Origin of the sequence: Chryseobacterium sp., from assembly GCF_022869225.1 — a bacterium.
Lineage (GTDB): Bacteria > Bacteroidota > Bacteroidia > Flavobacteriales > Weeksellaceae > Chryseobacterium.
This window is the reverse complement of sequence record NZ_JALIHL010000001.1, coordinates 2,702,172-2,727,080: the sequence shown is the minus strand read 5'-3', so window position 1 is coordinate 2,727,080 and position 24,909 is coordinate 2,702,172. Positions and strand designations below refer to the sequence as shown.

37 protein-coding genes and 1 pseudogene are annotated in these 24,909 nt (G+C 37.3%); 6 read left to right on the top strand and 32 right to left on the bottom strand.

The genetic code is table 11. The features are described 5' to 3' along the window. Position 1 precedes the first annotated feature (1 nt). The 3 genes from MUW56_RS12735 to MUW56_RS12725 all read right to left on the bottom strand — a co-directional run bounded on the left by MUW56_RS12735 (position 2) and on the right by MUW56_RS12725 (position 3,677). Complete coding sequence (locus MUW56_RS12735; protein WP_292013536.1) at positions 2 to 967, bottom strand: hypothetical protein; 966 nt, start codon at positions 965 to 967, stop codon at positions 2 to 4. A gap of 3 nt (positions 968 to 970) precedes the next feature. Continuing rightward, the gene (locus tag MUW56_RS12730) at positions 971 to 1,603 is read right to left on the bottom strand and encodes a response regulator transcription factor (protein WP_292013535.1); all 633 of its coding nucleotides are present in this window, start codon (positions 1,601 to 1,603) and stop codon (positions 971 to 973) included. A 217-nt stretch (positions 1,604 to 1,820) separates the two neighbouring features. Further along, a complete protein-coding gene (locus tag MUW56_RS12725; RefSeq protein ID WP_292013534.1) occupies positions 1,821 to 3,677 on the bottom strand; it encodes a glycoside hydrolase family 35 protein in 1,857 nt (618 codons plus the stop codon). A gap of 66 nt (positions 3,678 to 3,743) precedes the next feature. Between MUW56_RS12725 and MUW56_RS12720 the strand changes: the two genes are divergently transcribed. Beyond that, on the top strand, positions 3,744 to 4,181 hold the full coding sequence (locus MUW56_RS12720; protein ID WP_292013533.1) for a hypothetical protein: 438 nt from the start codon (positions 3,744 to 3,746) through the stop codon (positions 4,179 to 4,181). A gap of 163 nt (positions 4,182 to 4,344) precedes the next feature. Here MUW56_RS12720 and rplQ read toward each other — a convergent pair whose 3' ends face one another. The 29 genes and pseudogenes from rplQ to MUW56_RS12575 all read right to left on the bottom strand — a co-directional run bounded on the left by rplQ (position 4,345) and on the right by MUW56_RS12575 (position 19,231). Next, positions 4,345 to 4,863: a 50S ribosomal protein L17 gene (gene rplQ, locus MUW56_RS12715; RefSeq protein WP_292013532.1), complete on the bottom strand. Its 519-nt coding sequence runs from the start codon at positions 4,861 to 4,863 to the stop codon at positions 4,345 to 4,347. Positions 4,864 to 4,869: 6 nt separating this feature from the next. Continuing rightward, the gene (locus MUW56_RS12710; protein WP_292013531.1) at positions 4,870 to 5,865 is read right to left on the bottom strand and encodes a DNA-directed RNA polymerase subunit alpha; all 996 of its coding nucleotides are present in this window, start codon (positions 5,863 to 5,865) and stop codon (positions 4,870 to 4,872) included. A 33-nt stretch (positions 5,866 to 5,898) separates the two neighbouring features. Next, positions 5,899 to 6,507 carry a 30S ribosomal protein S4 gene (rpsD, locus tag MUW56_RS12705; RefSeq protein ID WP_292013530.1) on the bottom strand — a complete coding sequence of 203 codons (609 nt, stop codon included), beginning with the start codon at positions 6,505 to 6,507 and terminating at the stop codon, positions 5,899 to 5,901. Positions 6,508 to 6,526: 19 nt separating this feature from the next. Continuing rightward, the gene (gene rpsK, locus MUW56_RS12700) at positions 6,527 to 6,916 is read right to left on the bottom strand and encodes a 30S ribosomal protein S11 (protein WP_002983263.1); all 390 of its coding nucleotides are present in this window, start codon (positions 6,914 to 6,916) and stop codon (positions 6,527 to 6,529) included. 12 nt (positions 6,917 to 6,928) lie between these two features. Then, entirely contained in the window at positions 6,929 to 7,306 is a 378-nt protein-coding gene (rpsM, locus tag MUW56_RS12695; RefSeq protein WP_002983260.1) for a 30S ribosomal protein S13, read from the bottom strand. A gap of 9 nt (positions 7,307 to 7,315) precedes the next feature. Then, positions 7,316 to 7,432 carry a 50S ribosomal protein L36 gene (gene rpmJ / locus MUW56_RS12690; RefSeq protein ID WP_007839480.1) on the bottom strand — a complete coding sequence of 39 codons (117 nt, stop codon included), beginning with the start codon at positions 7,430 to 7,432 and terminating at the stop codon, positions 7,316 to 7,318. Between the two features lie 61 nt (positions 7,433 to 7,493). Further along, on the bottom strand, positions 7,494 to 7,709 hold the full coding sequence (gene infA / locus MUW56_RS12685; protein WP_002983257.1) for a translation initiation factor IF-1: 216 nt from the start codon (positions 7,707 to 7,709) through the stop codon (positions 7,494 to 7,496). Positions 7,710 to 7,712: 3 nt separating this feature from the next. Continuing rightward, positions 7,713 to 9,092, bottom strand: a complete 1,380-nt coding sequence (secY, locus tag MUW56_RS12680; RefSeq protein WP_002983253.1) for a preprotein translocase subunit SecY — start codon at positions 9,090 to 9,092, stop codon at positions 7,713 to 7,715. 9 nt (positions 9,093 to 9,101) lie between these two features. Then, positions 9,102 to 9,551: a 50S ribosomal protein L15 gene (rplO, locus tag MUW56_RS12675; RefSeq protein ID WP_292013529.1), complete on the bottom strand. Its 450-nt coding sequence runs from the start codon at positions 9,549 to 9,551 to the stop codon at positions 9,102 to 9,104. A 21-nt stretch (positions 9,552 to 9,572) separates the two neighbouring features. Continuing rightward, positions 9,573 to 9,749: a 50S ribosomal protein L30 gene (gene rpmD, locus MUW56_RS12670; protein ID WP_029297759.1), complete on the bottom strand. Its 177-nt coding sequence runs from the start codon at positions 9,747 to 9,749 to the stop codon at positions 9,573 to 9,575. A 10-nt stretch (positions 9,750 to 9,759) separates the two neighbouring features. Continuing rightward, positions 9,760 to 10,281, bottom strand: coding sequence for a 30S ribosomal protein S5 (gene rpsE, locus MUW56_RS12665; RefSeq protein ID WP_042721505.1), 522 nt, complete (start codon positions 10,279 to 10,281; stop codon positions 9,760 to 9,762). A 19-nt stretch (positions 10,282 to 10,300) separates the two neighbouring features. Beyond that, positions 10,301 to 10,654: a 50S ribosomal protein L18 gene (rplR, locus tag MUW56_RS12660; protein WP_047491441.1), complete on the bottom strand. Its 354-nt coding sequence runs from the start codon at positions 10,652 to 10,654 to the stop codon at positions 10,301 to 10,303. 15 nt (positions 10,655 to 10,669) lie between these two features. After that, positions 10,670 to 11,215 (bottom strand): 50S ribosomal protein L6, encoded by a 546-nt coding sequence (rplF, locus tag MUW56_RS12655; protein WP_292013528.1) that lies wholly within the window; start codon positions 11,213 to 11,215, stop codon positions 10,670 to 10,672. Positions 11,216 to 11,232: 17 nt separating this feature from the next. Further along, complete coding sequence (gene rpsH, locus MUW56_RS12650; RefSeq protein ID WP_047376575.1) at positions 11,233 to 11,631, bottom strand: 30S ribosomal protein S8; 399 nt, start codon at positions 11,629 to 11,631, stop codon at positions 11,233 to 11,235. 145 nt (positions 11,632 to 11,776) lie between these two features. Then, positions 11,777 to 12,046, bottom strand: coding sequence for a 30S ribosomal protein S14 (gene rpsN, locus MUW56_RS12645; protein WP_047376574.1), 270 nt, complete (start codon positions 12,044 to 12,046; stop codon positions 11,777 to 11,779). A gap of 3 nt (positions 12,047 to 12,049) precedes the next feature. Next, positions 12,050 to 12,601, bottom strand: a complete 552-nt coding sequence (gene rplE / locus MUW56_RS12640; RefSeq protein ID WP_292013527.1) for a 50S ribosomal protein L5 — start codon at positions 12,599 to 12,601, stop codon at positions 12,050 to 12,052. Between the two features lie 13 nt (positions 12,602 to 12,614). Next, positions 12,615 to 12,941, bottom strand: a complete 327-nt coding sequence (gene rplX, locus MUW56_RS12635) for a 50S ribosomal protein L24 (RefSeq protein ID WP_292013526.1) — start codon at positions 12,939 to 12,941, stop codon at positions 12,615 to 12,617. Between the two features lie 20 nt (positions 12,942 to 12,961). Continuing rightward, positions 12,962 to 13,330, bottom strand: coding sequence for a 50S ribosomal protein L14 (rplN, locus tag MUW56_RS12630; protein ID WP_002983226.1), 369 nt, complete (start codon positions 13,328 to 13,330; stop codon positions 12,962 to 12,964). Positions 13,331 to 13,332: 2 nt separating this feature from the next. Next, the gene (gene rpsQ / locus MUW56_RS12625; RefSeq protein WP_042720938.1) at positions 13,333 to 13,587 is read right to left on the bottom strand and encodes a 30S ribosomal protein S17; all 255 of its coding nucleotides are present in this window, start codon (positions 13,585 to 13,587) and stop codon (positions 13,333 to 13,335) included. Between the two features lie 12 nt (positions 13,588 to 13,599). Continuing rightward, the gene (gene rpmC, locus MUW56_RS12620; protein WP_027371716.1) at positions 13,600 to 13,785 is read right to left on the bottom strand and encodes a 50S ribosomal protein L29; all 186 of its coding nucleotides are present in this window, start codon (positions 13,783 to 13,785) and stop codon (positions 13,600 to 13,602) included. Between the two features lie 12 nt (positions 13,786 to 13,797). Further along, positions 13,798 to 14,223, bottom strand: coding sequence for a 50S ribosomal protein L16 (gene rplP / locus MUW56_RS12615; protein WP_042720939.1), 426 nt, complete (start codon positions 14,221 to 14,223; stop codon positions 13,798 to 13,800). 98 nt (positions 14,224 to 14,321) lie between these two features. Next, the gene (rpsC, locus tag MUW56_RS12610) at positions 14,322 to 15,071 is read right to left on the bottom strand and encodes a 30S ribosomal protein S3 (RefSeq protein WP_076353263.1); all 750 of its coding nucleotides are present in this window, start codon (positions 15,069 to 15,071) and stop codon (positions 14,322 to 14,324) included. Between the two features lie 7 nt (positions 15,072 to 15,078). Further along, positions 15,079 to 15,477, bottom strand: a complete 399-nt coding sequence (gene rplV, locus MUW56_RS12605) for a 50S ribosomal protein L22 (protein ID WP_029297778.1) — start codon at positions 15,475 to 15,477, stop codon at positions 15,079 to 15,081. Between the two features lie 2 nt (positions 15,478 to 15,479). Further along, entirely contained in the window at positions 15,480 to 15,758 is a 279-nt protein-coding gene (gene rpsS, locus MUW56_RS12600; RefSeq protein WP_002983209.1) for a 30S ribosomal protein S19, read from the bottom strand. Positions 15,759 to 15,760: 2 nt separating this feature from the next. Beyond that, positions 15,761 to 16,582 (bottom strand): 50S ribosomal protein L2, encoded by an 822-nt coding sequence (rplB, locus tag MUW56_RS12595; RefSeq protein WP_027381305.1) that lies wholly within the window; start codon positions 16,580 to 16,582, stop codon positions 15,761 to 15,763. Between the two features lie 22 nt (positions 16,583 to 16,604). Beyond that, a complete protein-coding gene (rplW, locus tag MUW56_RS12590; protein WP_047376571.1) occupies positions 16,605 to 16,895 on the bottom strand; it encodes a 50S ribosomal protein L23 in 291 nt (96 codons plus the stop codon). 3 nt (positions 16,896 to 16,898) lie between these two features. Continuing rightward, positions 16,899 to 17,528 carry a 50S ribosomal protein L4 gene (rplD, locus tag MUW56_RS12585; RefSeq protein ID WP_292013525.1) on the bottom strand — a complete coding sequence of 210 codons (630 nt, stop codon included), beginning with the start codon at positions 17,526 to 17,528 and terminating at the stop codon, positions 16,899 to 16,901. Then, on the bottom strand, positions 17,519 to 18,145 hold the full coding sequence (gene rplC / locus MUW56_RS12580) for a 50S ribosomal protein L3 (RefSeq protein WP_115927399.1): 627 nt from the start codon (positions 18,143 to 18,145) through the stop codon (positions 17,519 to 17,521). Before rplC ends, rplD begins: the two co-directional genes overlap by 10 nt. Before the next feature lie 322 nt (positions 18,146 to 18,467). Further along, a pseudogene (locus MUW56_RS12575) lies at positions 18,468 to 19,231 on the bottom strand (DeoR/GlpR family DNA-binding transcription regulator). Positions 19,232 to 19,346: 115 nt separating this feature from the next. On the opposite strand from MUW56_RS12575, the gene MUW56_RS12570 reads away from it, so the two are divergent. The 5 genes from MUW56_RS12570 to MUW56_RS12550 all read left to right on the top strand — a co-directional run bounded on the left by MUW56_RS12570 (position 19,347) and on the right by MUW56_RS12550 (position 24,677). Continuing rightward, positions 19,347 to 20,945, top strand: coding sequence for a glycerol-3-phosphate dehydrogenase/oxidase (locus tag MUW56_RS12570; protein ID WP_292013524.1), 1,599 nt, complete (start codon positions 19,347 to 19,349; stop codon positions 20,943 to 20,945). A gap of 8 nt (positions 20,946 to 20,953) precedes the next feature. After that, on the top strand, positions 20,954 to 22,450 hold the full coding sequence (gene glpK, locus MUW56_RS12565; RefSeq protein WP_292013523.1) for a glycerol kinase GlpK: 1,497 nt from the start codon (positions 20,954 to 20,956) through the stop codon (positions 22,448 to 22,450). Positions 22,451 to 22,474: 24 nt separating this feature from the next. Then, the gene (locus tag MUW56_RS12560; RefSeq protein WP_292013522.1) at positions 22,475 to 23,206 is read left to right on the top strand and encodes an MIP/aquaporin family protein; all 732 of its coding nucleotides are present in this window, start codon (positions 22,475 to 22,477) and stop codon (positions 23,204 to 23,206) included. An 8-nt stretch (positions 23,207 to 23,214) separates the two neighbouring features. After that, on the top strand, positions 23,215 to 24,015 hold the full coding sequence (locus MUW56_RS12555) for a hypothetical protein (protein ID WP_292013521.1): 801 nt from the start codon (positions 23,215 to 23,217) through the stop codon (positions 24,013 to 24,015). Between the two features lie 242 nt (positions 24,016 to 24,257). Further along, positions 24,258 to 24,677 carry a hypothetical protein gene (locus MUW56_RS12550; protein ID WP_292013520.1) on the top strand — a complete coding sequence of 140 codons (420 nt, stop codon included), beginning with the start codon at positions 24,258 to 24,260 and terminating at the stop codon, positions 24,675 to 24,677. Positions 24,678 to 24,909 lie beyond the last annotated feature (232 nt).

Here is a 24,909-nt window from a genome sequence, read left to right as displayed (position 1 = left end):
TTTATGGATATAGTGACCCCATATCAAAATATTTATCTGAACTCATTGCTTGTTTAATTCCATTGACATTTTTTGTCAGATAAAACTCTCCCACTATGGTTAACTGTTTTTCTCTGCTACTATAGGCAAGCTTATATTTATCCTCATCTAATTCAAGTTCGGGATGCTTATCTATATAATACTTAATAGAGTTTATTCCTATAATTTCCGCTAACTTAAATTTAATACTATCATATTTATTGTTATGACAAAACTTGTTGATATTGTCCCGTACATCACCCCAGGAATAAAAGATAGAACTTGTATTTCCTTTACCTTTCCGTGAATAGTAACTTTTTAAAGAACTATAAATTTCACTGTTGTTACCACTAAAATACTTTATTAACCTTTCATATTCATCATCTTTTATTGTGGAGGTATTGATATCAAAATCCTTAGATAGATTAAAGACTACATATTTATTGTTGCTCCCTACGGGATCTCCATCCGTATCTACAGGAACGGCTATCATATAGAGAAAATTCCTATAATGAGGCGGAACGTTTATTAATCCATAGTTTTTATCAAGTTCTACAAAATATAACTTTAATCCAACACTTTCATCAGGCTTATGATCATACAGAATTTGAAAAGTCGACACAGGTATATCATATGTATCCAAATATTTCTTTTCGCCTGTAGATTTCCCTAATTTCATTAAAGTTCCTCTTTCTGCGTGATAGATAAATTCTCCTGCTAGATAATTATCCAATTGATCTGCAGTAAAAATTTTTGGCCCAGCTTTCTTGTGGAGCTTTATAATACCTGTCAGTTTATTTCCTTTAGCTTCCGCAGAATACTTTATTGTATCTGCTACTTTTGCTGAAAAAGTAGTATTCCCGTCATCTGTTGTTTTATCTTTTTCCTTTTTACATCCTGTTATAAAAATGATAATTGATAAAAAAATTAAAAAATTAAATCCTTTCATATCTTAGTTTTTAAATTGGTTAAGTTTATTGATGGCTTCAACTTTGTTGTTGACATGTAATTTTCGGTAGATATTACCCACGTGTTTTTTGACTGTATCAATACTTATAAATTTTTGATCGGCAATTTCTTTGTATAAAAGTCCTTGTGAAAGAAGTTCGAGAATTTCTTTTTCACGCTCTGTAAGTTCATCAAACCCTTTAATTTCAGGAAGTTTTTTCTCAAAGTGCTGTAAGACCCTTCGTGCGATGGAAAAACTCATGGGAGCGCCACCGTTGTATACATCCCGGATGGAAGAAAGAATTTTATCCATACTTTCTCCTTTCACAAGATATCCCATGGCTCCGGCTTTTAAAGAGTTGAAGATCTTTTCATCATCCTCAAAACTGGTGCACATGATAAACTGTGTATCGGGCATATTTTTCCGTAATTTTTCTATGATTTCAATGCCAAGCATATCCGGAAGCTGGATATCCATCATCACAACGTCCGGAGAAATATCAACAAGGTTATTCATAGCCTCATTTCCGTCAAAGAACTGTGCCACTACCTTCATATCATTCTGGTAATTGATCACTTTCTTCAACGCATTGTTGTAGTTCTTCTCATCTTCTACTATGGCTATGGAAATGCTCATGTTCTTTTTTGTTTGAAACAAATTTCAGCAGAAAATAAACCAGAATCAATTACACTTTTGTGTAAATTTTAAAATCTGAGTTCACAAATGGTTTAGTCTTTATCTGTATTAAATTTAATCAATTTTTCATTCCAAAACCTTAAAAAACAAAAACAATTCACAATAAAATCTAATTAATATTCAATTAACATCAATTCTATTATCAGAAAGGATAGGATCACTTGATAAGCTCATCCAGAATCGGGTGATCAATACTGTTTACAGAGGTAGTCTTCTCAAAAAGCTGTTCGAAAATCTGAATCCTGTTTTTTCCTTTCTTCAGCCAGACACCCGGTACATATAAGGTTTGTTGGGGACCAACTTTACTCCAATACCTTCCCAGATTTTTTCCATTAATAAAAACGATTCCTTTTCCAAATTTTCGCATATCCAGAAAAGTATCTCCCGTTTCACTAAGACTAAACTCAGCTTCCAGAATCACCGGAGAATGATCGGTTATATTTTTCGATTGATAGACAGATTTTGGAAAGACATCAAAAGGCAGTGGAAGCATCTCCCAGTTCCCGGAAATATCAGCTCCGTTGATGGTTACGGGACTGATAATGCCTTTTAAATTATGAACAATATTGGCTCCGTAATTGATCCTCCCCATATTTTCCACCAAAACCTCCAATCGGTCTCCTCTTTTGAGGCTAAGATTAAGATCATATTTCTTGTTCATTCTATTCAGCTCTCCCTTCCATATGCCATTGATATAAACATTGGCATAATCTCTCAGTCCTTTTATTTCGAGTTTCCCTTTCAGATCTTGATCAAATTTTCTTCGGTATACTACATATCCGTGTCCGATATTCAGATCTTCAAAGGAAAGAGGCTGATCATTAATTATCGGTTTCTGATGATCCGTTATATCAAACAGACTCCTTATTTTTGAAAATTTAATTTCAGGAATTATGATCACTTTAGCAGGTTTTGGAACTTCAGCAAGAGGCTCTTTGCTGATCTTTTGAAAGACTTCTCTTAAAGCATTATATTTTGGAGTCGCCCATCCAGCTTCATTAATCGGAGCATCATAATCATAACTCGTGAGATCAGGTTGAATGTCATGGTCTTTATCATAGTTGGCCCCGCTGGTAAATCCAAAGTTGGTTCCCCCATGAATCATATAATAATTAAAGGAGATGCCATTCTTTATATATACTTCGGTCTGCTTTACAACGTCTTCTGTAGAAACTCTCACAAATGGTTCTGCCCAATGATCCAGCCATCCCGGATAATATTCCGCCACCATATAGGGGCCTAGCCCGTTATGATATTCATTGACACTTTTCTTTAATACATCAATATCTCCTTCACCATTAGCCGTCGGTAAAGCTCCATCAATAGCTCCTCCTTTAAAAAGAGAACTTCCGTCTGAAGTAAACAGCGGAACAGAAATTCCGGCTTTCAAAAGCATATCCTTTATTTTATGGCTGTATTTTCGGTGTTCTTCCAGGGGAATTTCATTTCTTTGAGCAACATAAGAGCCAAATTCGTTTTCTGCCTGAACCAAAATGACAGGGCCTCCATTGGTGATCTGTAAGGGAACAATTTGTTTAGCCAGTTGGTTGATATATTTTTCACATGCATCCAAAAAAGCTTTATTATTTCTCCTTATTTCTAAATTTTTATTCTTCTGCAGCCACCATGGATATCCTCCAAATTCCCATTCAGCACAAACATAAGGCCCGGGGCGAATAATGACATATAATCCTACTTCCTGTGCTGTTTTTATAAACTTCCGTAAATCTTTCTCTCCTGAAAAGTTCCATTGACTTGGGGATTCTTCATGGTAATTCCAAAAAACATAGGTAGTGACCGTATTCAGTCCCATTGCTTTCATCATTTGCAGCCGGTGTTTCCAATAGGCAGGTGGAACTCTTGGATAATGCATCTCTCCGGAATGGATCGTAAAAGGTTTTCCATCCAATAAAAAGTGACCCTCTTTAATTTCAAAATTTGCTTTTTGCGAAAATGCCCAATTAGCTGAAAACATAAAAAGGATTAACAATAAATATCTACTCATTTTTTTCATATTGCAAGGCATGATTTTTGTAAATGTAAGGATAAAAATCATGTTTAATACTAAACTTAAACAATCATGAAAAAAAGTCTCATAGTACTAAATACTGTACTCCTATTAACAGCAATGAGTTGTAAAAAATCAACTGAAAGTGGAAATAAAAGTATTATCAAAACAGATAGTTCAGAAACTTTAGTTACAGATACCAACGGAAAAATTGATTCTGTAACCCAAAATTCGTCAACAGTAGATGTCAACGGCAAGAAAATTGAAAAGACGGATTTTGTTTATAAAGCGACAGACGGAACATTGGTAAAAGTAATTTTTAAGAATGATCCTAAGGAAAGTACTGTAGCGATTACCAGCAATAAAAAAACCTTTACTCTTCCAAAATCTGAGACTAAAGGTGATGAAACGATCTATAAGAAAGATGATATGACAGCAAGGGTAAAAGGAGACAGCCTTCATCTTGAACAGGGAAACAATATTATTGAACTGAAAAGAACAAAGATCTAAATACACAGTAATGTCCTTCAATATTGAGGGACATTTTATTTGAGGGACATTAAGTCTTTTTCAGCAGATCATTTTTGTCTGCTTTAATTATTTTCAAACCTGTAAGCACAATAAAAAAACCATCCGGAATCCGGATGGTTTTTTATCTGTATCTGAATGAATATTATTCTTCAGTTTTTTCTTCAGTAGTATCAGCTTTAGCTTCTTCTACTTTCTCTTCTACTGCAGGCGCTTCAGCAACTACCGCTTCAGCTTTTTTTGCAGTTGTAGATCTTCTGCTTCTTCTTGTAGCTTTTTTCTCTTCAGCATTAGGGTTGTAAAGCTCGTTGAAATCTACTAATTCGATAAGAGCAGTATCAGCAGCATCACCTGGTCTGAATCCTGTCTTGATGATTCTTGTATAACCACCGTTTCTTTCAGCGATTTTAGGAGCTACAGTTCTGAATAATTCAGCAACCGCAAATTTATTTTGAAGGTAAGAGAATACTACTCTTCTGTTGTGTGTAGTATCTTCTTTTGCTTTTGTTAATAGAGGCTCAACATATACTCTTAAAGCTTTAGCTTTAGCTACAGTAGTGTTGATTCTTTTATGCTCAATTAGAGAACAAGCCATATTAGAAAGTAAAGCACTTCTGTGAGAAGCTGTTCTTCCTAAGTGATTGAATTTTTTACCGTGTCTCATTATTAATTATTTATCAGCGTCTAACTTATATTTTGCAACGTCGAAACCGAAGTTAAGACCTTTTGAATGCACTAATTCTTCTAGTTCTGTCAAAGATTTTTTACCAAAATTTCTGAATTTCATCAAATCAGACTTACTGTAAGAAACCAGCTCTCCAAGAGTTTCTACTTCAGCTGCTTTTAGACAGTTTAGGGCTCTTACAGAAAGATCCATATCTGCTAATTTAGACTTAAGAAGTTGTCTTGTATGAAGAGTTTCTTCATCGTATTGGATAGATGCTTTTACAGCTTCAGTCTCCAAAGTGATTCTCTCATCAGAGAATAGCATGAAGTGATAAATTAATATCTTCGAAGCTTCAGTTAAAGCATTCTGAGGGCTGATAGACCCGTCAGTTTCTATATCTAATACAAGTTTTTCGTAGTCTGTTTTTTGCTCTACACGATAATTTTCAATGCTGTATTGTACTTTCTTGATTGGCGTAAAAATAGAATCAATAGCAATAGTACCTACCGGTGCATTGTTTGACTTATTTTGTTCTGAAGGAACATAGCCTCTACCTTTTTCAATATTGAAAGTAATTTCGAAAGTTACATCACTGTTTAGGTTGCAGATCACTAAATCTGGGTTTAGAACCTCAAATCCATTGATAGACTTTCCTAAATCACCAGCAGTAATAACCGTTTGACCTGAAACTTTAGCAACTACCTGCTCGTTAGACTGGTTTTCTGCTACAGCTTTTAATCTCACCTGCTTAAGGTTAAGAATAATTTCGGTAACGTCTTCGATTACTCCTGGAATAGTTGAAAATTCGTGCTCTACACCTTCTATTTTGATAGATGAAATAGCGTATCCTTCCAGAGAAGAAAGCAACACTCTTCTCAAAGCATTACCGATTGTAAGCCCGAAACCTGGTTCTAAAGGTCTGAATTCAAATTGACCTTTAAATTCATCAGAGTTAAGTAAAATTACTTTATCGGGTTTTATGAATTGTAAAATTGCCATATTATTGGGTTGAGCAAAAATTTGATTAAAAAATTATTTAGAGTAAAGTTCGACGATAAGCTGTTCCTTAATGTCCTCCGGAATCTGGATTCTTTCAGGAGCAGAAACGAAAGTACCTTCTTTCTTCTCATCGTTGAATTGTAACCACTCATAGTTTGACTTAGAAGCCAATGCATTGGTAACAACTTCAAGAGACTTAGACTTTTCTCTTACAGCGATTACATCACCAGCTTTAACCAAGTAAGAAGGGATATTAAGAATTTCTCCGTTCACAGTGATGTGTCTGTGAGAAACCAATTGTCTAGCACCAGATCTGGTTTTAGCAAAACCTAGTCTGTATACTACGTTATCCAATCTTGATTCACAAAGTTGTAATAGAACTTCACCTGTTACACCTTTACTTCTGTGTGCTTTATCAAATAAGTTAGCAAACTGTCTTTCTAAGATACCGTAAGTATATTTAGCTTTTTGTTTTTCTGCCAACTGAACTGCGTATTCTGATTTTTTAGCACCTCTTCTTTTGTTAGGACCGTGTTGTCCTGGCGGTTGGTTCTTTCTTTTTTCGAAGTTTTTATCATCTCCGTAGATTGCAGCACCAAACTTTCTAGCAATCTTAGTTTTAGGTCCAATATATCTTGCCATAATGGGTAAATTCTAAAAATTAAACTCTTCTTCTTTTTGGTGGTCTACATCCATTGTGTGGCATTGGAGTCACATCAATGATTTCGCTAACTTCAATTCCTGAATTGTGGATTGATCTGATGGCAGATTCTCTACCTGCACCAGGACCTTTCACAAACACCTTCACTCTTCTTAATCCAGCTTCGTGAGCTACAGCAGAGCAATTTTCAGCTGCCATTTGAGCAGCGAAAGGAGTGTTCTTTTTAGAACCTCTGAATCCCATTTTACCGGCAGATGCCCAAGAAATTACTTCTCCGTTTTTATTTGTTAAAGAAATAATAATATTATTGAAAGACGCTTGGATGTGAGCTTCACCAATTGCCTCTACTTTTACTTTTCTTTTTTTAACTACTTTAGTTTGTTTTGCCATAATTCCTAACGATTATTTACTAGCTTTTTTCTTGTTAGCAACAGTTTTTCTCTTTCCTTTACGTGTTCTAGAGTTGTTTTTCGTTCTCTGGCCTCTTAAAGGTAATCCTAGTCTGTGACGTATTCCTCGTTGGCATCCTATGTCCATCAATCTCTTGATGTTCAATTGCACTTCAGATCTCAATTCTCCTTCTACTTTTACGTTTTCAGAGATATATGTTCTGATTGCAGCCAATTCATCGTCATTCCATTCGTTGACTTTCTTGTCTTCGCTGATACCGGCAGCTTTAAGGATTTCAGAAGAAGTACTTCTTCCTACTCCATAGATGTAAGTTAAACCGATAACACCTCTTTTGTTTTTTGGTAAATCAATACCTGCAATTCTCGCCATAATTTAATGTTAACCTTGTCTTTGTTTAAATTTTGGGTTCTTCTTGTTGATTACGAAAAGCACGCCCTTTCTGCGTACAATCTTGCAATCAGCACTTCTTTTTTTAATTGATGCTCTTACTTTCATTTTGATAGTATTTATTTTTTAACAAATGCCAAATGGAATGCGTGTTCCATTTGGCTATTGTTTAATATCTAAATGTGATTCTCCCTTTTGTCAAATCATAGGGAGACATTTCTAGTTTTACCTTATCACCAGGTAAAAGTTTAATATAATGCATTCTCATTTTGCCGGAGATATGAGCAATAAGGATATGCCCATTTTCCAGCTCTACACGGAACATGGCGTTCGAAAGTGCTTCCACGATCACGCCATCTTGTTCAATATGTTTTTGTTTTGCCATAAATTAATATCCAGTCGTTCTTGATAATTTAGACTGCATTAAGCCATCATAGTGATGGTTCAGCAGATACGTATTAATCTGTTGAACAGTATCTAAAATTACTCCCACCATAATTAATAGTGATGTTCCCCCGAAAAACAGGGCAAATGCATCTGTCTGAACAAAGCTTCCATGCACAATTGCTGGAAGGACTGCAAAGATAGATAAAAAAATTGCACCTGGCAAGGTAATTTTTGATAAAATATCATCTAAATAATCAGCGGTCTCTTTCCCGGGTCTTACTTTTGGTACTAAACCTCCATTTCTCTTCAAATCATCAGCCATCTGGTTCACCGGAATTGTAATCGCAGTATAGAAAAATGAGAAGATAATAATCAATAGCGCGAACAATACATTGTACTGCCAGCTAAAAACATTCTTGAAACCTGCAAGAAAAGTGTTAGACTCATCGAATTTTGTTAATAATCCTGGTACGAACATCAATGCCTGAGCAAAGATAATCGGCATTACACCAGCAGCATTCACTTTCAATGGAATCCATTGTCTTGCTCCCTGCATAAGATTTCTGTTTACACCTCCTCTTGCTTGAGCTCTGCTTACATACTGAATTGGAATTTTTCTAACAGCTACAGATAGTATCACTGCTAAAAGAACAACCAACATCCAGAACAATACTTCAATAAGGATCATGATAGATCCCATTCCTCCTTTTCCATTCTGCACGGCCATTTCCTGTACGAATGCTTCAGGTAATCTTGAAAGAATCCCCACCATAATAAGGATGGAAATACCATTTCCGATTCCTTTGTCGGTAATTTTTTCACCTAACCACATTGCGAATACTGAACCGGCAACCAGGATAACAATACTTGGTAACCAGAACATGATAGAATTGGGCTCTACATAGTATGCAGACTGGAACTGAGCATACGGTAAGAATAATTGAGTAATAGAAGTTAAGTAAGAAGGTGCCTGTACCAGACAAACTCCGATCGTTAACCATCTTGTAATTTGGTTCAATGTATTTCTACCTGACTCTCCATCTTTCTGAAGCTTCTGAAGATAAGGAATAGCCATTCCCATCAACTGAACAATAATAGAAGCAGAAATATAAGGCATAATTCCCAACGCCATTACGGAAGCGTGGCTGAAAGCTCCCCCCGTAAACGACGAAAGCAAGCCAAGGAGACCTGCTCCTTGCTTGTTACCGCCTTGATTTTTATAATGCTCTAAGAGATCTCCCACTTCTGCAAGGTTAATTGCGGGAAGTGAAATATAAGATGCGAATCTATACACAAGGATAATACCTAACGTAAAGAGAATTTTATCTCTTAATTCCTTTAGGCTCCATATATTTTTAAGTGTTTGTATAAATTCTTTCATTAGTAAGTATTATAAGGTAATTGCTTTTCCACCTGCCTTAGCAATAAGCTCTTCAGCAGATTTAGTGAATTTGTCAGCAGAGATTGAAACCGCAGATTTCAATTCTCCTCTACCCATAATTTTCACTAATTCGTTTTTAGAAACTATCCCGTTTGCTACTAAAACTTCTTTCGTGATCTCTCCAGTGATGGATTTGTTCTCGATTAAAGTTTGGATCGTATCAAGGTTAACTCCTCTAAACTCTTTTCTGTTTACGTTTTTGAATCCGAATTTAGGTAATCTTCTTTGTAAAGGCATCTGTCCACCTTCGAAACCGATTTTCTGAGAATAACCAGCTCTCGCTTTCTGACCTTTGTGTCCTTTTGTTGAAGTACCTCCTTTTCCACTACCCTGACCTCTACCAATTCTTTTTGAATTGAAAGTAGATCCTGCAGCAGGCTTTATGTTATTTAAATTCATTTTAATTTCTCTTTTTAAAAATTATTTTTGAACTTCAAGTAAATGACTAACTGCCGCTATCATTCCTAAGATAGAAGGAGTAGCTTCATGTTCTACAACTTGGTGAAGTTTTTTTAATCCTAATGCTTCAAGCGTTCTCTTTTGGGTTTTTGTTCTACCAATAGCGCTTCTTACTTGCTTTACTTTAATTGTTGCCATTGTTTTAATATTAACCGTTAAACACTTTACTTAGAGAAACTCCTCTCATTCTAGCGATCTCTTCAGGTCTTCTGATATCCAATAACGCTTTGAAAGTAGCTTTCACCACGTTGTGAGGGTTAGAAGATCCTTTAGATTTTGAAAGGATATCGTGAATACCAGCAGATTCCAATACCGCTCTTACCGCACCACCGGCGATCAGTCCTGTACCGTGAGAAGCAGGTCTTAAGAAGATATCTGCACCACCGTATCTAGCAGTCGTTTGGTGAGGAATAGTATGGTTCATTACTGGAACTTTAACAAGGTTTTTCTTAGCGTCTTCAACTGCCTTAGCAATTGCAGAAGCAACCTCTTTAGATTTTCCTAAACCAAAACCGATAACACCTTCTTCATTACCTACTACAACAATAGCAGAAAATCCGAAAGCTCTACCTCCTTTAGTTACTTTTGTTACTCTGTTAACAGCTACGAGACGATCTTTTAATTCTAATCCTCCCGGTTTTACTCTTTCTATATTATCTAGTCCTAACATATTTTCCGAAATTTAATGATTAGAATTTAAGTCCACCTTCTCTCGCTCCATCAGCTAGAGCTTTTACTCTACCGTGGTATACGAAACCGTTTCTGTCAAATACAATACTTTCGATTCCTGCAGCAACCGCTTTAGCAGCGATAGCTTTACCAACAGCAGCAGAAATTTCAGTCTTAGTACCTTTAGCGTCTACCCCTTTCTCTCTAGAAGAAGCTGATGCTAAAGTTTTACCATTTTTATCGTCGATTAACTGAGCGTAAATTTCCTTATTACTTTTATATACAGATAATCTTGGCAATTCAGAAGAACCAGAGATTTTCCCTCTTACTCTTCTTTTGATTCTTATTCTTTTTTCTAATTTACTTAATGCCATAATACTTATAATTTATTAAGCAGATTTACCAGCTTTACGTCTAACAATTTCTCCTACGAATCTTACACCTTTTCCTTTGTATGGCTCAGGCTTTCTGAAAGAACGGATCTTTGCAGTAACCATTCCTAGAAGTTGCTTGTCATGAGACGCTAAAGTAATAATTGGGTTTTTACCTTTTTCAGTCAATGTATCAACTTTTACTTCACTTGGAAGTTCTAATACGATACCGTGAGAGAATCCTAAAGCCAACTCAAGTTTTTGACCTGTGTGAGAAGCTCTGTATCCTACCCCTACTAGTTCTAGTTTCTTTTCGAAACCTTCTGATACACCAACGATCATGTTAGCGATCAACGCTCTGTATAAACCGTGAAGCGCTTTGTGTTGCTTAGAATCAGATGGTCTGTTTACATTAAGCTCACCATCTTTTTGTTCTAAAGTAATTCCTGCCGTAAGCTCCTGAGAAAGTTCTCCTTTTGCTCCTTTTACAGTTACGACACCGTTGTTTTCAGTGACTGTAACTCCAGCTGGAATTGTTATAATTGCTTTACCAATTCTTGACATTTTCCTCTGATTAAAAATTAATAAACATAGCAGATTACTTCACCGCCTACTTTCTCTTCTCTAGCTTTCTTGTCAGTCATTACTCCTTTAGAAGTAGAGATGATAGAAATACCCAAACCGTTTAGTACTCTTGGAAGTTCAGTTGAACCTTTGTACTGTCTCAAACCTGGTCTAGAAGCTCTTTGAATAGACTTGATAGCAGGTTTGTTGGTTTGCTTATCGTACTTTAAAGCGATTTTGATCACTCCTTGAACAGCGTTATCTTCAAACTTGAAGTTTAAGATATACCCTTGATCAAATAGGATCTTAGTAATCTCCTTTTTGATTTTCGATGCAGGAATTTCCACCACTTTGTGGCCTGCGCTTTGTGCGTTCCTTACTCTTGTTAGGAAATCTGAAATTGGATCTGTTACCATTTTTCTTTTATAAATTATTGGTTAAAGACAATCAGTATTGAAAAGACTTGAAGAGGAAAATATCAGACTTCAGAAAACTTCGGTCTGATATTGTTGTTCTTTAGTATCCTGACAACTTAATTGTCCCGATTTTAATTAGTAATTATTACCAACTAGCTTTTCTTACTCCTGGGATAAGACCGTTGTTTGCCATTTCTCTGAAAGTTACTCTGGAAATTCCGAACGTTCTCATATATCCTCTTGGTCTACCTGTTAATTTACATCTGTTGTGTAATCTTACAGGCGAAGCATTTTTAGGTAATTTCTGAAGTCCTTCATAATCACCAGCTTCTTTTAAAGCTTTTCTTTTGTCAGCGTATTTAGCAACTAGTGCTTCTCTTTTGCGCTCACGCGCTTTCATTGATTCTTTAGCCATTTCTTAGTTCTTTTTAAATGGTAAACCGAAGTGAGTTAGTAATGCTTTAGCTTCTTTATCTGTCTTCGCAGTAGTAACGAAAGTGATGTCCATCCCTTGGATTTTTTTCACTTTGTCGATTACGATTTCAGGGAAGATAATCTGCTCAGTAATACCTAAGTTGTAGTTACCTCTACCATCGAAACCATCTGCTTTGATACCAGAGAAATCTCTGATACGTGGTAAAGCAGAAGAAGTAAGTCTGTCTAAGAACTCATACATTCTGTGAGCTCTCAAAGTTACTTTGGCACCTACAGGCATTCCTTTTCTTAGTTTGAAGGCAGCTTCATCTTTCTTAGAGATTGTTCCTACTGCTTTCTGTCCTGTGATGTTTGTTAACTCTTCTACAGCATAATCAATGATTTTCTTATCTGCAGTAGCGTCACCTAAACCTTGTGATACAACGATTTTTTCCAATCTAGGTACTTGCATGATTGACTTGTACCCAAATTCTTCCATCATTGCAGGAACAATTTGCTCTTTGTATGCTTTTTTGGGTCTTGCTATAAATTCCATGTGTTAATTCAAATTATAAAGTTTCACCCGTTTTTTTATTGATTCTTACTTTCTTATCTCCTTCGATTTTGTAACCGATTTTGATAGCTTTTCCGTCTTTTCCAACTAAAGCTACGTTTGAGATATGAATAGAAGCTTCCTTTTCAGTAATTCCTCCTTGAGGATTTGCAGCTGAAGGCTTAACGTGTTTTTTAACGATGTTAAGTCCTGCAACGATTACTCTAGGGTCTTTTCCTTCTTTCTTGATCACTTCAATAACTTCACCAGTCTTCCCTTTAATTTCTTTCTTTCCGGTAGTAATGATTACGTTATCTCCTCTTTTTATTTTTAACTTTGACATTTCTTTAAAAATTTTAAAAATTAAAGTACTTCAGGAGCTAATGAAATGATTTTCATATATTCTTTGTCTCTCAACTCACGAGCAACTGGTCCGAAAACACGAGTTCCTCTCATTTCTCCCGCTGCGTTTAGTAATACACAAGCATTGTCGTCGAATTTGATGTATGAACCATCTTTTCTTCTTACTGCTTTTTTAGTTCTTACTACTACAGCTTTAGATACCTGACCTTTTTTAGCGTTTCCTGATGGTGTAGAATCTTTGATAGTAACAACGATTTTATCACCAACTGAAGCATATCTTCTTCTGGTTCCTCCCAGAACTCTGATAACCAATACTTCTTTAGCACCTGTGTTATCAGCAACTTTTAATCTTGATTCTGTTTGTAACATTATTACTTAGCTTTTTCAATGATTCTTACTAATCTCCATCTTTTGTTCTTGCTCAAAGGTCTCGTTTCTTGGATCAAAACTGTGTCCCCTTCTGTGCATTCGTTGTTCTCGTCGTGTGCAGTATATTTTTTCGTTTTCAAAACGAATTTACCGTACATCGGGTGCTTTACTCTTGTAGTTTCACTAACAACAATAGTTTTTTCCATTTTATTGCTGGAAACCACTCCGATTCTTTCTTTTCTTAAATTTCTATCCATTGTAAAATGAAATTATTGTTTGTTAGTTAACTCAGTGTTTAGTCTTGCGATTGTTCTTCTCAAATCTTTGATTTGAATCGGGTTTTCAATTGGGCTGATTGCATGAGCCAATTTCAATTTAGAATATTGAGCTTTTGCTTCAGTTAATTGAGCTTGAATATCACCCGCGCTTAAATTTTTAATATCAGCATTTTTCATTGTATTCAAAGATTATAGAGGTTTAACAAAATCGTTAGCAACGATGAATTTAGTAACTACTGGTAATTTTTGTGCAGCAAGTCTTAAAGCTTCCTTAGCGATTTCGTAAGGTACTCCTCCGATTTCGAACATAATTTTACCTGGTTTTACTACAGCTACCCAATATTCAACAGCACCTTTACCTTTACCCATCCTTACTTCGGCTGGTTTCTTAGTAATTGGCTTATCTGGGAAGATTTTGATCCATAGCTGACCTTCTCTCTTCATATATCTTGTTGCAGCGATACGTGCCGCTTCAATTTGTCTAGCAGTGATCCAAGCTCCTTCCGTAGCTTTAATCCCGAAAGTTCCGTAAGCAAGTTGACTCCCTCTTTGGGCATTCCCCTTCATCTTCATCTTATGAACTCTACGGAATTTGGTTCTTTTTGGTTGTAACATAATTTCTAAATTTTAGATTTTAGATTTTAGATTTTAGATTTTTTTTATTTTAAAAAAGTAACGGTAATTTAAAATTCAAAATGTCTAATCTAAAATTTTTAATTATTATTGTTATTATTGTTGTTTTTTCTAGGTCTTCTGTTGTCTCTGTCTCCTCCTCTGTTTCCTCTGTCTGACTGACCTCCTTTTTTCTGTTGTCCTACTAGTGGAGAAAGTTCTCTTTTACCGTAAACTTCACCCTTCATAATCCAAACCTTTACTCCTAGTCTACCGTAAGTAGTATGAGCTTCAGCCCAGTGATAATCGATATCAGCTCTGAAAGTAGACAAAGGAATTCTTCCGTCTTTGAAAGATTCGCTTCTTGCCATTTCAGCACCGTTCAATCTTCCTGAGATCTGAACCTTAATACCTTCAGCACCCATTCTCATAGTACTTGCCATTGCCATTTTAACAGCTCTTCTGTAAGAAATTCTGTTTTCAATTTGCTTAGAAATACTATCAGCTACCAATACTGCATCTAATTCAGGTCTTTTGATTTCGAAGATGTTGATCTGAATATCCTTACCCGTCAATTTTTTCAACTCTTCTTTTAATTTATCAACTTCCTGACCTCCTTTACCGATGATAAGTCCCGGTCTAGCAGTAGTAATTGTAACTGTTACTAATTTTAGTGTTCTTTCAATATAAATTTTTGAAATACCACCTTTAGATAATCTAGCCTCAAGGTATCTTCTGATTTTGTAGTCTTCAGCGATTCTGTCTCCATAATCGTTTCCACCAAACCAGTTAGAATCCCATCCTCTGATGATACCTAATCTATTACCAATTGGATTTGTCTTCTGTCCCATACCTTGATTAATTTTCTTTATTACCTAAGATTAATGTAACGTGGTTAGATCTTTTTCTGATTCTGTACCCTCTACCTTGTGGAGCTGGTCTTAGTCTCTTCAATTGTCTTGCACTATCCACGAATATTTCTTTAACGATAAGGTTAGCTTCTTCAATATCCGCACCTTCGTTTTTCACTTGCCAGTTGGCAATAGCAGAAAGAAGTAATTTTTCTAATTTGTTAGAAGCTTCTTTCTTAGAATATTTAAGGATATAAAGAGCTTTATCTACCTGCTCTCCTCTAATGATATCAGCAACTAATCTCATTTTTCTTGGAGAAGACGGGCAATTATTTAATGAAGCTTTTACAACGTCTTTGTTAGCTTCTTTTCTTGCGATTGAACTATCTTGTTTTCTTGATCCCATGATTATCTGCTTCCTTTGTTTTTGTTACCACCATGACCTCTGAAAGATCTTGTTGGAGAAAATTCGCCTAACTTGTGACCAACCATGTTTTCTGTAACATATACAGGGATAAAAGATTTCCCGTTGTGTACAGCAATAGTTTGTCCTACGAAGTCCGGAGAGATCATCGATGCTCTAGACCAAGTTTTGATAACTGTCTTCTTACCAGACTCTATATTTGCCTGAACCTTCTTATCTAAAGTATGATGAATGAACGGTCCTTTCTTAAGTGATCTTGCCATAATTATTTTCTTTTAGATACGATGTAACGGTTAGACACTTTGTTTTTCTTTCTAGTTTTGTAACCTTTAGCCGGTTTACCGTTTCTAGATCTTGGGTGACCTCCTGAAGAACGTCCTTCACCACCACCCATTGGGTGATCTACCGGGTTCATTACAACCGCTCTTGTTCTTGGTCTTCTACCTAACCATCTGCTTCTACCAGCTTTACCTGATACAGTTAATTGGTGATCTGAGTTGGAAACAGAACCAATCATTGCCATACATTCAGTAAGGATCATTCTTGATTCTCCTGAAGGCAACTTGATGATTGCATATTTACCATCTCTAGAAGTTAATTGAGCTGAAGAACCAGCACTTCTTGCTAAAATAGCACCTTGTCCAGGCTTCATTTCAACACAAGAGATTACAGTACCCAATGGAATATTTTTCAATTTCATTGCGTTCCCTACGTTTGGTTCAACGCTTTCTCCTGAAACTACTTTCTGATCAACTTTGATACCGTTTGGAGCGATGATGTATCTCTTCTCTCCGTCAGCATACTCTAATAAAGCGATAAATGCAGTTCTGTTTGGATCGTATTCTACAGATTTTACAGTGGCTTCAACGTTTGCTTTGTTTCTTTTGAAGTCAATAATTCTGTATTTCTTTTTGTGTCCACCTCCGGTGTAACGCATGGTCATTTTACCTGTTTGGTTACGTCCACCTGACTTTTTAATACCAACGGTTAGAGATTTCTCTGGTTTGTTGGTAGTAATTTCCTCAAAATTGTTTACAATTCTGAATCTCTGTCCCGGGGTGATAGGTTTTAATTTTCTAACAGACATTACTATTATTTATAATTAATAATTAATTTACAGCAAAAATATCGATAACCTCGCCTTCAGCAAGTTTGATTACCGCCTTTTTCAATTTATTTGTCTTTCCTACTTGAAGACCTTTTTTAGTGTACTTTGAAGAAACCTTCGGAGCATAAATCATTGTGTTAACGTCTGCTACTTTTACACCGTAAGCTGCTTCAACAGCTTTTTTAATCTGGATTTTATTCGCCTTAGGATCAACTAAGAAAGAATAAGAACCTCTTAAATCTGTAAGGTAATTAGCCTTTTCTGAGATAACTGGTTTAATAATAATAGACATGACTTATTTCTTTAAATTTTCCTGGAATTTTTCAACTGCACCTTCGAAGAAAATGATCTCACCTGCGTTTACTAAATCGTAAGAACTGATTTCGTTGAAGTTCATTACTTTAGTTTTAGGTAAGTTTCTTGAAGATAAATACACATTCTTGTTAGCTTCAGGAAGAACGAATAAAGACTTCTTACCGTTAAGTTCCAATGCATTCAATACACTGATAAAATCTTTAGTCTTAGGAGCGTTTAAGCTCATATCTTCTAAAACTTTGATGCTGTTGTCTCTCATTTTCTGAGATAAAACAGATTTTTTTGCTAATCTCTTAAGAGCTTTGTTCAATTTGAATCTGTAGTCTCTTGGTTTTGGTCCGAATACTCTACCTCCACCTCTGAATACTGGAGATTTGATATCCCCGTATCTCGCAGATCCTGATCCTTTTTGCTTCTTAAGCTTTTTAGTAGAAGCTGTAATTTCGCTTCTTTCTTTTGCTTTATGAGTACCTTGTCTCTGAGCAGCAAGATACTGTTTAACTTCTAAGTAAACCGCGTGCTGATTTGGCTCAATTCCGAATACTGTTTCGTCTAGAGTTACTTTTCTTCCGGTCTCTTTTCCTGATGTATTTAATACTACTAGTTCCATTTTCTGATAATTACATAAGAATTTTTAGCTCCCGGAACAGCACCTTTTACTACTAAAAGATTTTGTTCTTGATCAACTTTTAACACTTGAAGGTTTTGAACAGTTACCTGCTTACCTCCCATTCTTCCAGCCATTCTCATCCCTTTGAATACTCTTGAAGGGTCTGAACCAGCACCGATAGAACCTGGAGCTCTAAGTCTGTTGTGCTGACCATGAGTTGCCTGCATTACACCTCCAAATCCGTGTCTTTTAACAACACCCTGGAAGCCTTTACCTTTTGAAGTTCCTGTTACGTCAACAAATTCACCTTCAGCGAATAAATCAACTTTTACTTCTTCTCCTACTTTTACTTCATCAACGAACTCTCTGTAGAATTCAACTAATTTAGCTTTAGGAGCAGAACCAGCCTTTTTAAAATGACCAGCTAACGCTTTACCAACGTTCTTCTCACTCTTGTCATCGAAACCTAATTGAACAGCTTTATAACCGTCTTTTTCTAAGGTTCTGACCTGTAAAACCGAGCATGGACCAGCTTGGATAACTGTACAAGGAATGTTTTTTCCTTCTTCGTTAAACAAAGATGTCATACCGATTTTTTTACCAATAATACCTGACATTGTTTATATTATAATAAAATTTATCCTTTATTTATCACCATTTTTCGGAGGTCTACAGTAATTTCTACTTTTGATATAGGCATACTACGCCCCTAAAATGAGTGTGCAAATTTATGAATAATTTTATAACTGACAAATATTTTAAGTAAAATATTTTGATTTTTAGAAAGTTAAAAGCCCTCGAAGGTTTTCGAAGGCTAAAAATCGATTTCATAAAAGTCATTTTATTTCCACCGGTTCATACCGGATATGCTGTGACTTTATACTAGACTACTTTATTTTTATAAATCAACAGACTATTTTAAATTTCTTACCCTTAAAATTATGTCACAATAACATTCACCCCCATTTCCTCAAGCCATACTTTTCCCTCATTAGAAATACCGGCATCTGTAATCAGATAATCAATCTTATCCAATGAAGCAATTTTACCGAAACCTTTCTTATTTAATTTTGAAGAATCAGCAAGAATCACGGTCTGATCTGCACATTCAATCATAATCTGGTTAAGATGAGCCTCCGCCGCATTGGAGGTACTGATTCCGAATTCCGGATCAATCCCGTCTACGCCCAGAAAAAGCTTATTGCAGGAAAACTGCTTTAAAATTCCCTCTGAAATAGACCCTACGATAGAAGTAGAGCTTTTACGCACCTCTCCTCCCAACTGAATGATATTAATATTAGGATTATTACAAAGCTCTATAGCCACCCTTAGCGAAGAAGTCAGAACGGTAAGCGGACCAAAGCTCATCAACATCCTGGCAAGGTAATGCATGGTTGTCCCGGAAGCCAGGATAATGCTGTCGTTCTCCTGAATCAAAGCGAGTGCTGCTTTTGCAATCGCCTGTTTCGCTTCCACATTGATGTTTTCTTTCTCTCCTACATTCTTCTCATAAGCATATCGCATCTGCTTACTTGCTCCCCATGATTTCTGTAAAGAAGCCCTAAACTTTCGAGATAGTTCAGATCCTTTCGGATCGTAACCGAAGACACATTCAGTCTTTCGCACAGATCCTGTACAAGAACATGACCTTCTTCATCCAGCTCTTTTAATATCTCATCATGTCTTGGTATCAACTTTTCCATACTATTCGTTTCATCAAAAATACCATTTTTTTCTACATCCTAAAATTTCATTTATTTTCTTTTTGCTTTCATATTAAATTTATATATTTGAAAACGAAACATAAACGAAACATTTATGAAACGAAACGAAGAACTCAATAAGATAACCAGTGTAAAGGAATGGGACTTTATCGTCATAGGAGGAGGAGCCAGTGGATTAGGTTCAGCATTAGATGCAGTAAGCAGAGGATTCAAAACTTTATTGCTTGAATCTCATGATTTTGCAAAAGCAACGTCCAGCAGAAGTACAAAACTCGTACATGGTGGCGTAAGATATCTTGCACAGGGAGATATCGGCCTGGTAAAAGAAGCCTTAAAGGAAAGAGGTTTATTAGCAAAAAATGCAGCGCATATCGTAAAAAATCAATCTTTCATTATTCCCAATTACACATGGTGGGGCGGGATTTATTATAAAATAGGATTATCCATTTACGACTTCCTTGCCGGAAAACTAAGTTTGGGAAAAACGAGATATATCGGCAAATCAAAAACCATAGAAAAACTGCCAACGATTGAGCAAAACCACCTGATGAGCGGAGTTGTTTATCAGGATGGCCAATTTGATGATGCCAGACTTGCGGTGAACCTTACCCAGACTATCATTGAAAAAGGGGGAACGGCTGTCAATTACGTAAAAGTCATTAATCTTTTAAAAGACAGTTCCGATAAAATAACCGGTGTAGTAGCGGAAGATCAGTTTTCTAAACAGCAATATCAGATTCATGGTAAAGTTGTGATCAATGCTACAGGGGTCTTTACGAATGATATTCTTACTATGAACAACCCTAAGCATGGCAAGCTGGTGGTTCCCAGCCAGGGTATTCATTTGGTGTTAGATAAATCTTTCCTGAGAAGTGATGACGCCATTATGATTCCTAAGACTTCGGACGGAAGGGTTCTGTTTGTTGTCCCTTGGCATGACAGGGCTCTGGTAGGAACTACAGATACTCTTTTAAAGGAAGAAAGTTTTGAACCCCGTGCTTTAGAGGAAGAGATCAGCTTTGTTTTAAATACGGCAAGGCAATATTTATCTAAAAAACCAACCCGTGAGAATGTAAAATCGGTTTTCGCAGGACTTCGCCCTCTTGCCGCTCCTAAGGACGGAAGCAAAAGCACAAAAGAAGTTTCACGAAGCCATAAAGTCATAGCTTCTGAAACCGGGCTAATTTCCATTATCGGAGGGAAATGGACTACCTACCGTAAAATGGCAGAAGACACCATAGACAAAGCAATGCAGGTTCACAGATTAGGAAATAGCCTGTCCAAAACAGAGCATATGTCTATTCACGGCAATGTGAACCCTGAACAGGTAGACAGAAGCAACCACCTTTATGTTTACGGATCGGATATTCCAACCATAAAAGCATTACAGGAAAGCAATCCGAGATATTTACAAAAAATTCACCCGGATCATGCTTTTACCGTTGCAGAAATTGTATGGGCCGTAAGAAATGAAATGGCAGAAACGATTGAAGATATTTTAGCCCGAAGAGTCCGCTTACTGTTTCTGGATGCCAGAGCAGCCATAGACAGCGCTCATGCCGTAGCAAGAATCATTGCTGAGGAAAAAGGATATTCTGAAGAATGGGCACAGCAGCAGGAAAATGAATTTATAGATTTAGCAAAAGGATATTTATTAACGCCTTATTCACCTAAAGTAATCAACCTTAATTAGTACTTTTTATGAATGAAAAATTAATTCTCGCTTTAGATCAGGGGACAACGTCCTCCAGAGCGATTCTATTCAACCATAGTGGAGAAATAAAATATGTATCTCAGAAAGATTTCGAACAAATATTCCCAACTCCGGGTTGGGTAGAACATGACCCGAACGAAATCTGGTCCTCACAAATCTCTGTAGCTGCAGAAATCATTGCCAAAGCAGGGATCTCCGGGCTTGAAGTGGCCGCCATCGGAATCACCAACCAGCGTGAAACAACCGTGGTCTGGGATAAAGAGACCGGCGAGCCTATCTATAACGCTATCGTCTGGCAGGACCGCAGAACATCCAAATATTGTGATGAGCTTAAAGAACAAGGTCATGCCGAAATCATTAAAGAAAAAACAGGACTTGTACTCGATGCCTACTTTTCCGCCACCAAGCTGAAATGGATTCTTGACCATGTAGAGGGAGCAAGAGAAAAGGCGGAAGCCGGAAAGCTTTGCTTCGGAACGGTTGACACATGGCTTGTATGGAAGCTTACCCGCGGTAAAATGTTTATCACCGATGTTTCCAATGCCAGCAGAACAATGCTTCTGAATATCCATACGCTGGAATGGGATCAGGATCTTTTGGAATTGTTCAATATTCCTAAATCGGTTCTTCCTGAAGTAAAACAGAGCAGTGAAGTATACGGAGAAACAGCAACGACGCTGTTTTCCACCAAAATTCCTATCGCAGGAATTGCAGGAGATCAGCAGGCAGCGTTATTCGGCCAGATGTGTATCAAGCCGGGAATGGTAAAAAATACGTATGGAACAGGATGCTTCTTATTAATGAATACAGGAAAAGAAGCCGTTTCATCTAAAAACAATCTCCTTACCACCGTAGCATGGAAGATCAATGGTGAGGTCAACTATGCGCTGGAAGGAAGTGTTTTCGTAGGAGGAGCAGCCATCCAATGGCTGAGGGACGGGCTTAAACTCATTCATTCCTCTGATGAAGTAAACAACCTGGCAGCCTCTGTTCAGGATAATGGCGGAGTTTATTTTGTTCCTGCCCTTACCGGCCTGGGAGCTCCTTATTGGGATCAGTACGCAAGAGGAACGGTAGTAGGCATCACCCGGGGAACAACTGACGGCCATATTGCCAGAGCTACCCTAGAAGGAATTGCATTTCAGGTATATGATATTGTAAAATCTATGGAGGCAGATTCAGGAAGAGCAAGTCTTGAACTCAGAGTAGACGGAGGAGCCTCAGCCAGCAATCTGCTAATGCAGATCCAGTCTGACTTATTCGGATTTAAAATTACAAGACCCCAAACGCTGGAAACAACCGCACTTGGAGCGGCTTACCTTGCAGGCCTTGCGGTCGGATACTGGAAAGATCTTAATGAAATACAGGCACAATGGATTGTGGATAAAGATTTCCACCCTCAATTGGAACAAGAGCATGCAGATAAAATGATCCATTCCTGGAGAAGAGCTGTATCACGCGCACAAAACTGGATCGAAGACTAACTCCCCGACCTTAAAAAAACTCATATGACCCCATTTATCGCAGAATTAATAGGAACAATGCTTCTTATACTATTGGGCAACGGTGTTGTAGCCAATGTTGTCCTGAAGGGAACTAAAGGAAATAACTCCGGCTGGATCGTGATTACGACAGCCTGGGCATTAGCTGTTTTTGTGGGTGTCACTGTCGCAGGCCCTGTCAGTGGCGCTCATTTGAATCCGGCTGTTACCATCGGCCTCGCTGCTGCCGGAAAGTTTTCCTGGGATCTTGTCCCGGCTTACATTACCGCTCAAATGATCGGAGGAATGCTGGGCGCCTTCCTGGTGTGGCTGTTTCATAAAGATCATTTTGCAGTAACGGAAGATGAAGCAGGAATGCTTGCCTGTTTCAGTACGGGACCTGCCATCAGAAAAACCTCGTCCAACCTGATCAGTGAGATTATCGGAACTTTTGTACTTGTTTTTGTCATTTTTCATTTTTCAGATCCAAGTATTTCGATCACTGCAGATCCAACAGCCAAAGTAGGGTTAGGATCCGTAGGTGCGCTTCCTGTGACATTCCTTGTTTGGGCAATAGGATTATCCCTGGGGGGAACAACTGGATATGCCATCAACCCCGCAAGAGACCTCGCGCCAAGAATCATGCATGCCATTCTGCCGGTAAAAGGCAGCAGCGACTGGGGCTATGCCTGGATTCCTGTAGCAGGGCCTGTTCTCGGAGGGATAATTGCCGCTGTTGTATATGGACTTTTAAACTGAAAGAGTAAATGATGAAAATGGTAAAAGCTCTTCTACTGCTGCTTCTGGGAGCAGGAAGATTATTTTCTCAGGAAAATACGGAGTCCAGGGAAAGCAGATTAGATTTCACAGCCAATATTCAAAATAACCACTTGTGGAGAGGTTTGATCATTACCGATAAACCTGTTGTGATGGGAAACCTTTCTTATGCTCTGGATGCGGAAAAGAAATGGAAAGTAGGAATTTGGGGAGCATCAGCTTTAGCAGATGATAAAGACAACACGCATTATAAGGAAATCAACTACTATGTTCAATACTCGGACGGGCGTCTTTATATCGGATTGTGGGATCTCTATAATTCCAGAAACATTAATACGGCGGTGGCTGCTGATGATATCTTCAGTTATTCCCAAAGAAGGACGGCTCATATTATAGATTTACGAACCCATTATACTTTCGGCTTCTCCTTCCCTGTTACTATAGAAGCGGATATTCTGCTGTACGGCGGTGCTAACGCCGGTGAAGTCGTTCTGGAACCGGATGGAAGTTATAAAAAGAATAAATATTCTACATACATCCAGGCAAGCTATCCCGTGATCAGCGGACAAAAAATAAGTCTGGATGCTTTTGTAGGTGCAGGATTTGCTCTTCATGACAAAACCTTCCTGTATGGAAACGGCAAGAACAGTTTTGACCTAGTCAATGTAGGAGCGAGAGCAGGAAAGGTGGTTAAAATCACGGAACACTATAGCCTTCCTGTTTCCATGATGGCCATGTGGAATCCTTCTAATAAGTATGCAAGGATTCAGCTTGCTGCAACTGTTTTTTAAACCGGATATCTACCACAATACTATAAAATCACTCATTTGGGGTCATTTTTTTGTTATGGATGACAATGACCAGCCCGTCAAATTAAACCACCCCGTCAAATCAAAGATTTGACACCCCTCCAGTGGAGGGGAATGGCTATACGAATGTTATGTATGGGATTAATAACAGTCTTGTATCCAATCACCGGGATTTCACGGTTTATCTTTTAAGTAAATATTTTTACTTTTGAAGAAAAAAAACTATGAAAAAGATTTTCAGTTTAGTGATCTTGTGCATCAGTATTTTTAGTCTGGCACAGGTAAAGACTCCTTTTATTGGACATAGAAGTTTCGATATTATGAAAGGATATAGTGGTACCGGTACTCCTCATTATTATGTGGAGGTGAAAAAAAACGGAGATATTCTTTTTGGATATGTCCAGGTGAATCAGGCCAGCGGAAAGGAGACCACGGAAGAAATAAACGCAGGGAAATACGCCTCCAATAAGGTCATGAAAGTACACTTCAAAAAATTCAATGAAACTTTCTTTGTGAAATTTGACAAAAATAAAATCTTCCTAACCGACGAAAAGGGAAATATTCAGAACCTTGAGGGCTGCTGTTCTTCCAGTGAAAGTATTGATAAAGAGACCTGCACTTGCGAAAGTGAATTTTTTAAGTAGTACAATAATATATTGGAAAAGCCACTCCATTTGGGGTGGTTTTCTTGTTGTCAGACACCACCCCGTCAAATTATAAATTTGCCACCCCTCCGGAGGAGGGGAATCGTTATACAATCTACTGCAGATGAACAAATCATAGTACATAAATACAATATTCTTTTGCTTCTTACCTTTAATTGCCAATCACCGGGATTTTACGGTTTATATTCTGCCAAAATATCTTTAATTTTGA

What these genes read in the sequence shown, in the direction of transcription:
- MUW56_RS12735 (WP_292013536.1), bottom strand. Translation starts at nt 967, where the DNA reads ATGAAAGGATTTAATTTTTTAATTTTTTTATCAATTATCATTTTTATA.
- MUW56_RS12730 (WP_292013535.1), bottom strand. Translation starts at nt 1,603, where the DNA reads ATGAGCATTTCCATAGCCATAGTAGAAGATGAGAAGAACTACAACAAT.
- MUW56_RS12725 (WP_292013534.1), bottom strand. Translation starts at nt 3,677, where the DNA reads ATGAAAAAAATGAGTAGATATTTATTGTTAATCCTTTTTATGTTTTCA.
- MUW56_RS12720 (WP_292013533.1), top strand. Translation starts at nt 3,744, where the DNA reads ATGAAAAAAAGTCTCATAGTACTAAATACTGTACTCCTATTAACAGCA.
- rplQ (WP_292013532.1), bottom strand. Translation starts at nt 4,863, where the DNA reads ATGAGACACGGTAAAAAATTCAATCACTTAGGAAGAACAGCTTCTCAC.
- MUW56_RS12710 (WP_292013531.1), bottom strand. Translation starts at nt 5,865, where the DNA reads ATGGCAATTTTACAATTCATAAAACCCGATAAAGTAATTTTACTTAAC.
- rpsD (WP_292013530.1), bottom strand. Translation starts at nt 6,507, where the DNA reads ATGGCAAGATATATTGGACCTAAAACTAAGATTGCTAGAAAGTTTGGT.
- rpsK (WP_002983263.1), bottom strand. Translation starts at nt 6,916, where the DNA reads ATGGCAAAACAAACTAAAGTAGTTAAAAAAAGAAAAGTAAAAGTAGAG.
- rpsM (WP_002983260.1), bottom strand. Translation starts at nt 7,306, where the DNA reads ATGGCGAGAATTGCAGGTATTGATTTACCAAAAAACAAAAGAGGTGTT.
- rpmJ (WP_007839480.1), bottom strand. Translation starts at nt 7,432, where the DNA reads ATGAAAGTAAGAGCATCAATTAAAAAAAGAAGTGCTGATTGCAAGATT.
- infA (WP_002983257.1), bottom strand. Translation starts at nt 7,709, where the DNA reads ATGGCAAAACAAAAACATATTGAACAAGATGGCGTGATCGTGGAAGCA.
- secY (WP_002983253.1), bottom strand. Translation starts at nt 9,092, where the DNA reads ATGAAAGAATTTATACAAACACTTAAAAATATATGGAGCCTAAAGGAA.
- rplO (WP_292013529.1), bottom strand. Translation starts at nt 9,551, where the DNA reads ATGAATTTAAATAACATAAAGCCTGCTGCAGGATCTACTTTCAATTCA.
- rpmD (WP_029297759.1), bottom strand. Translation starts at nt 9,749, where the DNA reads ATGGCAACAATTAAAGTAAAGCAAGTAAGAAGCGCTATTGGTAGAACA.
- rpsE (WP_042721505.1), bottom strand. Translation starts at nt 10,281, where the DNA reads ATGTTAGGACTAGATAATATAGAAAGAGTAAAACCGGGAGGATTAGAA.
- rplR (WP_047491441.1), bottom strand. Translation starts at nt 10,654, where the DNA reads ATGGCATTAAGTAAATTAGAAAAAAGAATAAGAATCAAAAGAAGAGTA.
- rplF (WP_292013528.1), bottom strand. Translation starts at nt 11,215, where the DNA reads ATGTCAAGAATTGGTAAAGCAATTATAACAATTCCAGCTGGAGTTACA.
- rpsH (WP_047376575.1), bottom strand. Translation starts at nt 11,631, where the DNA reads ATGGTAACAGATCCAATTTCAGATTTCCTAACAAGAGTAAGGAACGCA.
- rpsN (WP_047376574.1), bottom strand. Translation starts at nt 12,046, where the DNA reads ATGGCTAAAGAATCAATGAAAGCGCGTGAGCGCAAAAGAGAAGCACTA.
- rplE (WP_292013527.1), bottom strand. Translation starts at nt 12,601, where the DNA reads ATGGAATTTATAGCAAGACCCAAAAAAGCATACAAAGAGCAAATTGTT.
- rplX (WP_292013526.1), bottom strand. Translation starts at nt 12,941, where the DNA reads ATGTCAAAGTTAAAAATAAAAAGAGGAGATAACGTAATCATTACTACC.
- rplN (WP_002983226.1), bottom strand. Translation starts at nt 13,330, where the DNA reads ATGTTACAAACAGAATCAAGATTAAAAGTTGCTGATAACACAGGTGCT.
- rpsQ (WP_042720938.1), bottom strand. Translation starts at nt 13,587, where the DNA reads ATGGATAGAAATTTAAGAAAAGAAAGAATCGGAGTGGTTTCCAGCAAT.
- rpmC (WP_027371716.1), bottom strand. Translation starts at nt 13,785, where the DNA reads ATGAAAAATGCTGATATTAAAAATTTAAGCGCGGGTGATATTCAAGCT.
- rplP (WP_042720939.1), bottom strand. Translation starts at nt 14,223, where the DNA reads ATGTTACAACCAAAAAGAACCAAATTCCGTAGAGTTCATAAGATGAAG.
- rpsC (WP_076353263.1), bottom strand. Translation starts at nt 15,071, where the DNA reads ATGGGACAGAAGACAAATCCAATTGGTAATAGATTAGGTATCATCAGA.
- rplV (WP_029297778.1), bottom strand. Translation starts at nt 15,477, where the DNA reads ATGGGATCAAGAAAACAAGATAGTTCAATCGCAAGAAAAGAAGCTAAC.
- rpsS (WP_002983209.1), bottom strand. Translation starts at nt 15,758, where the DNA reads ATGGCAAGATCACTTAAGAAAGGACCGTTCATTCATCATACTTTAGAT.
- rplB (WP_027381305.1), bottom strand. Translation starts at nt 16,582, where the DNA reads ATGTCTGTTAGAAAATTAAAACCTATCACCCCGGGACAGAGATTCAGA.
- rplW (WP_047376571.1), bottom strand. Translation starts at nt 16,895, where the DNA reads ATGTCTATTATTATTAAACCAGTTATCTCAGAAAAGGCTAATTACCTT.
- rplD (WP_292013525.1), bottom strand. Translation starts at nt 17,528, where the DNA reads ATGGAACTAGTAGTATTAAATACATCAGGAAAAGAGACCGGAAGAAAA.
- rplC (WP_115927399.1), bottom strand. Translation starts at nt 18,145, where the DNA reads ATGTCAGGTATTATTGGTAAAAAAATCGGTATGACATCTTTGTTTAAC.
- MUW56_RS12570 (WP_292013524.1), top strand. Translation starts at nt 19,347, where the DNA reads ATGAAACGAAACGAAGAACTCAATAAGATAACCAGTGTAAAGGAATGG.
- glpK (WP_292013523.1), top strand. Translation starts at nt 20,954, where the DNA reads ATGAATGAAAAATTAATTCTCGCTTTAGATCAGGGGACAACGTCCTCC.
- MUW56_RS12560 (WP_292013522.1), top strand. Translation starts at nt 22,475, where the DNA reads ATGACCCCATTTATCGCAGAATTAATAGGAACAATGCTTCTTATACTA.
- MUW56_RS12555 (WP_292013521.1), top strand. Translation starts at nt 23,215, where the DNA reads ATGATGAAAATGGTAAAAGCTCTTCTACTGCTGCTTCTGGGAGCAGGA.
- MUW56_RS12550 (WP_292013520.1), top strand. Translation starts at nt 24,258, where the DNA reads ATGAAAAAGATTTTCAGTTTAGTGATCTTGTGCATCAGTATTTTTAGT.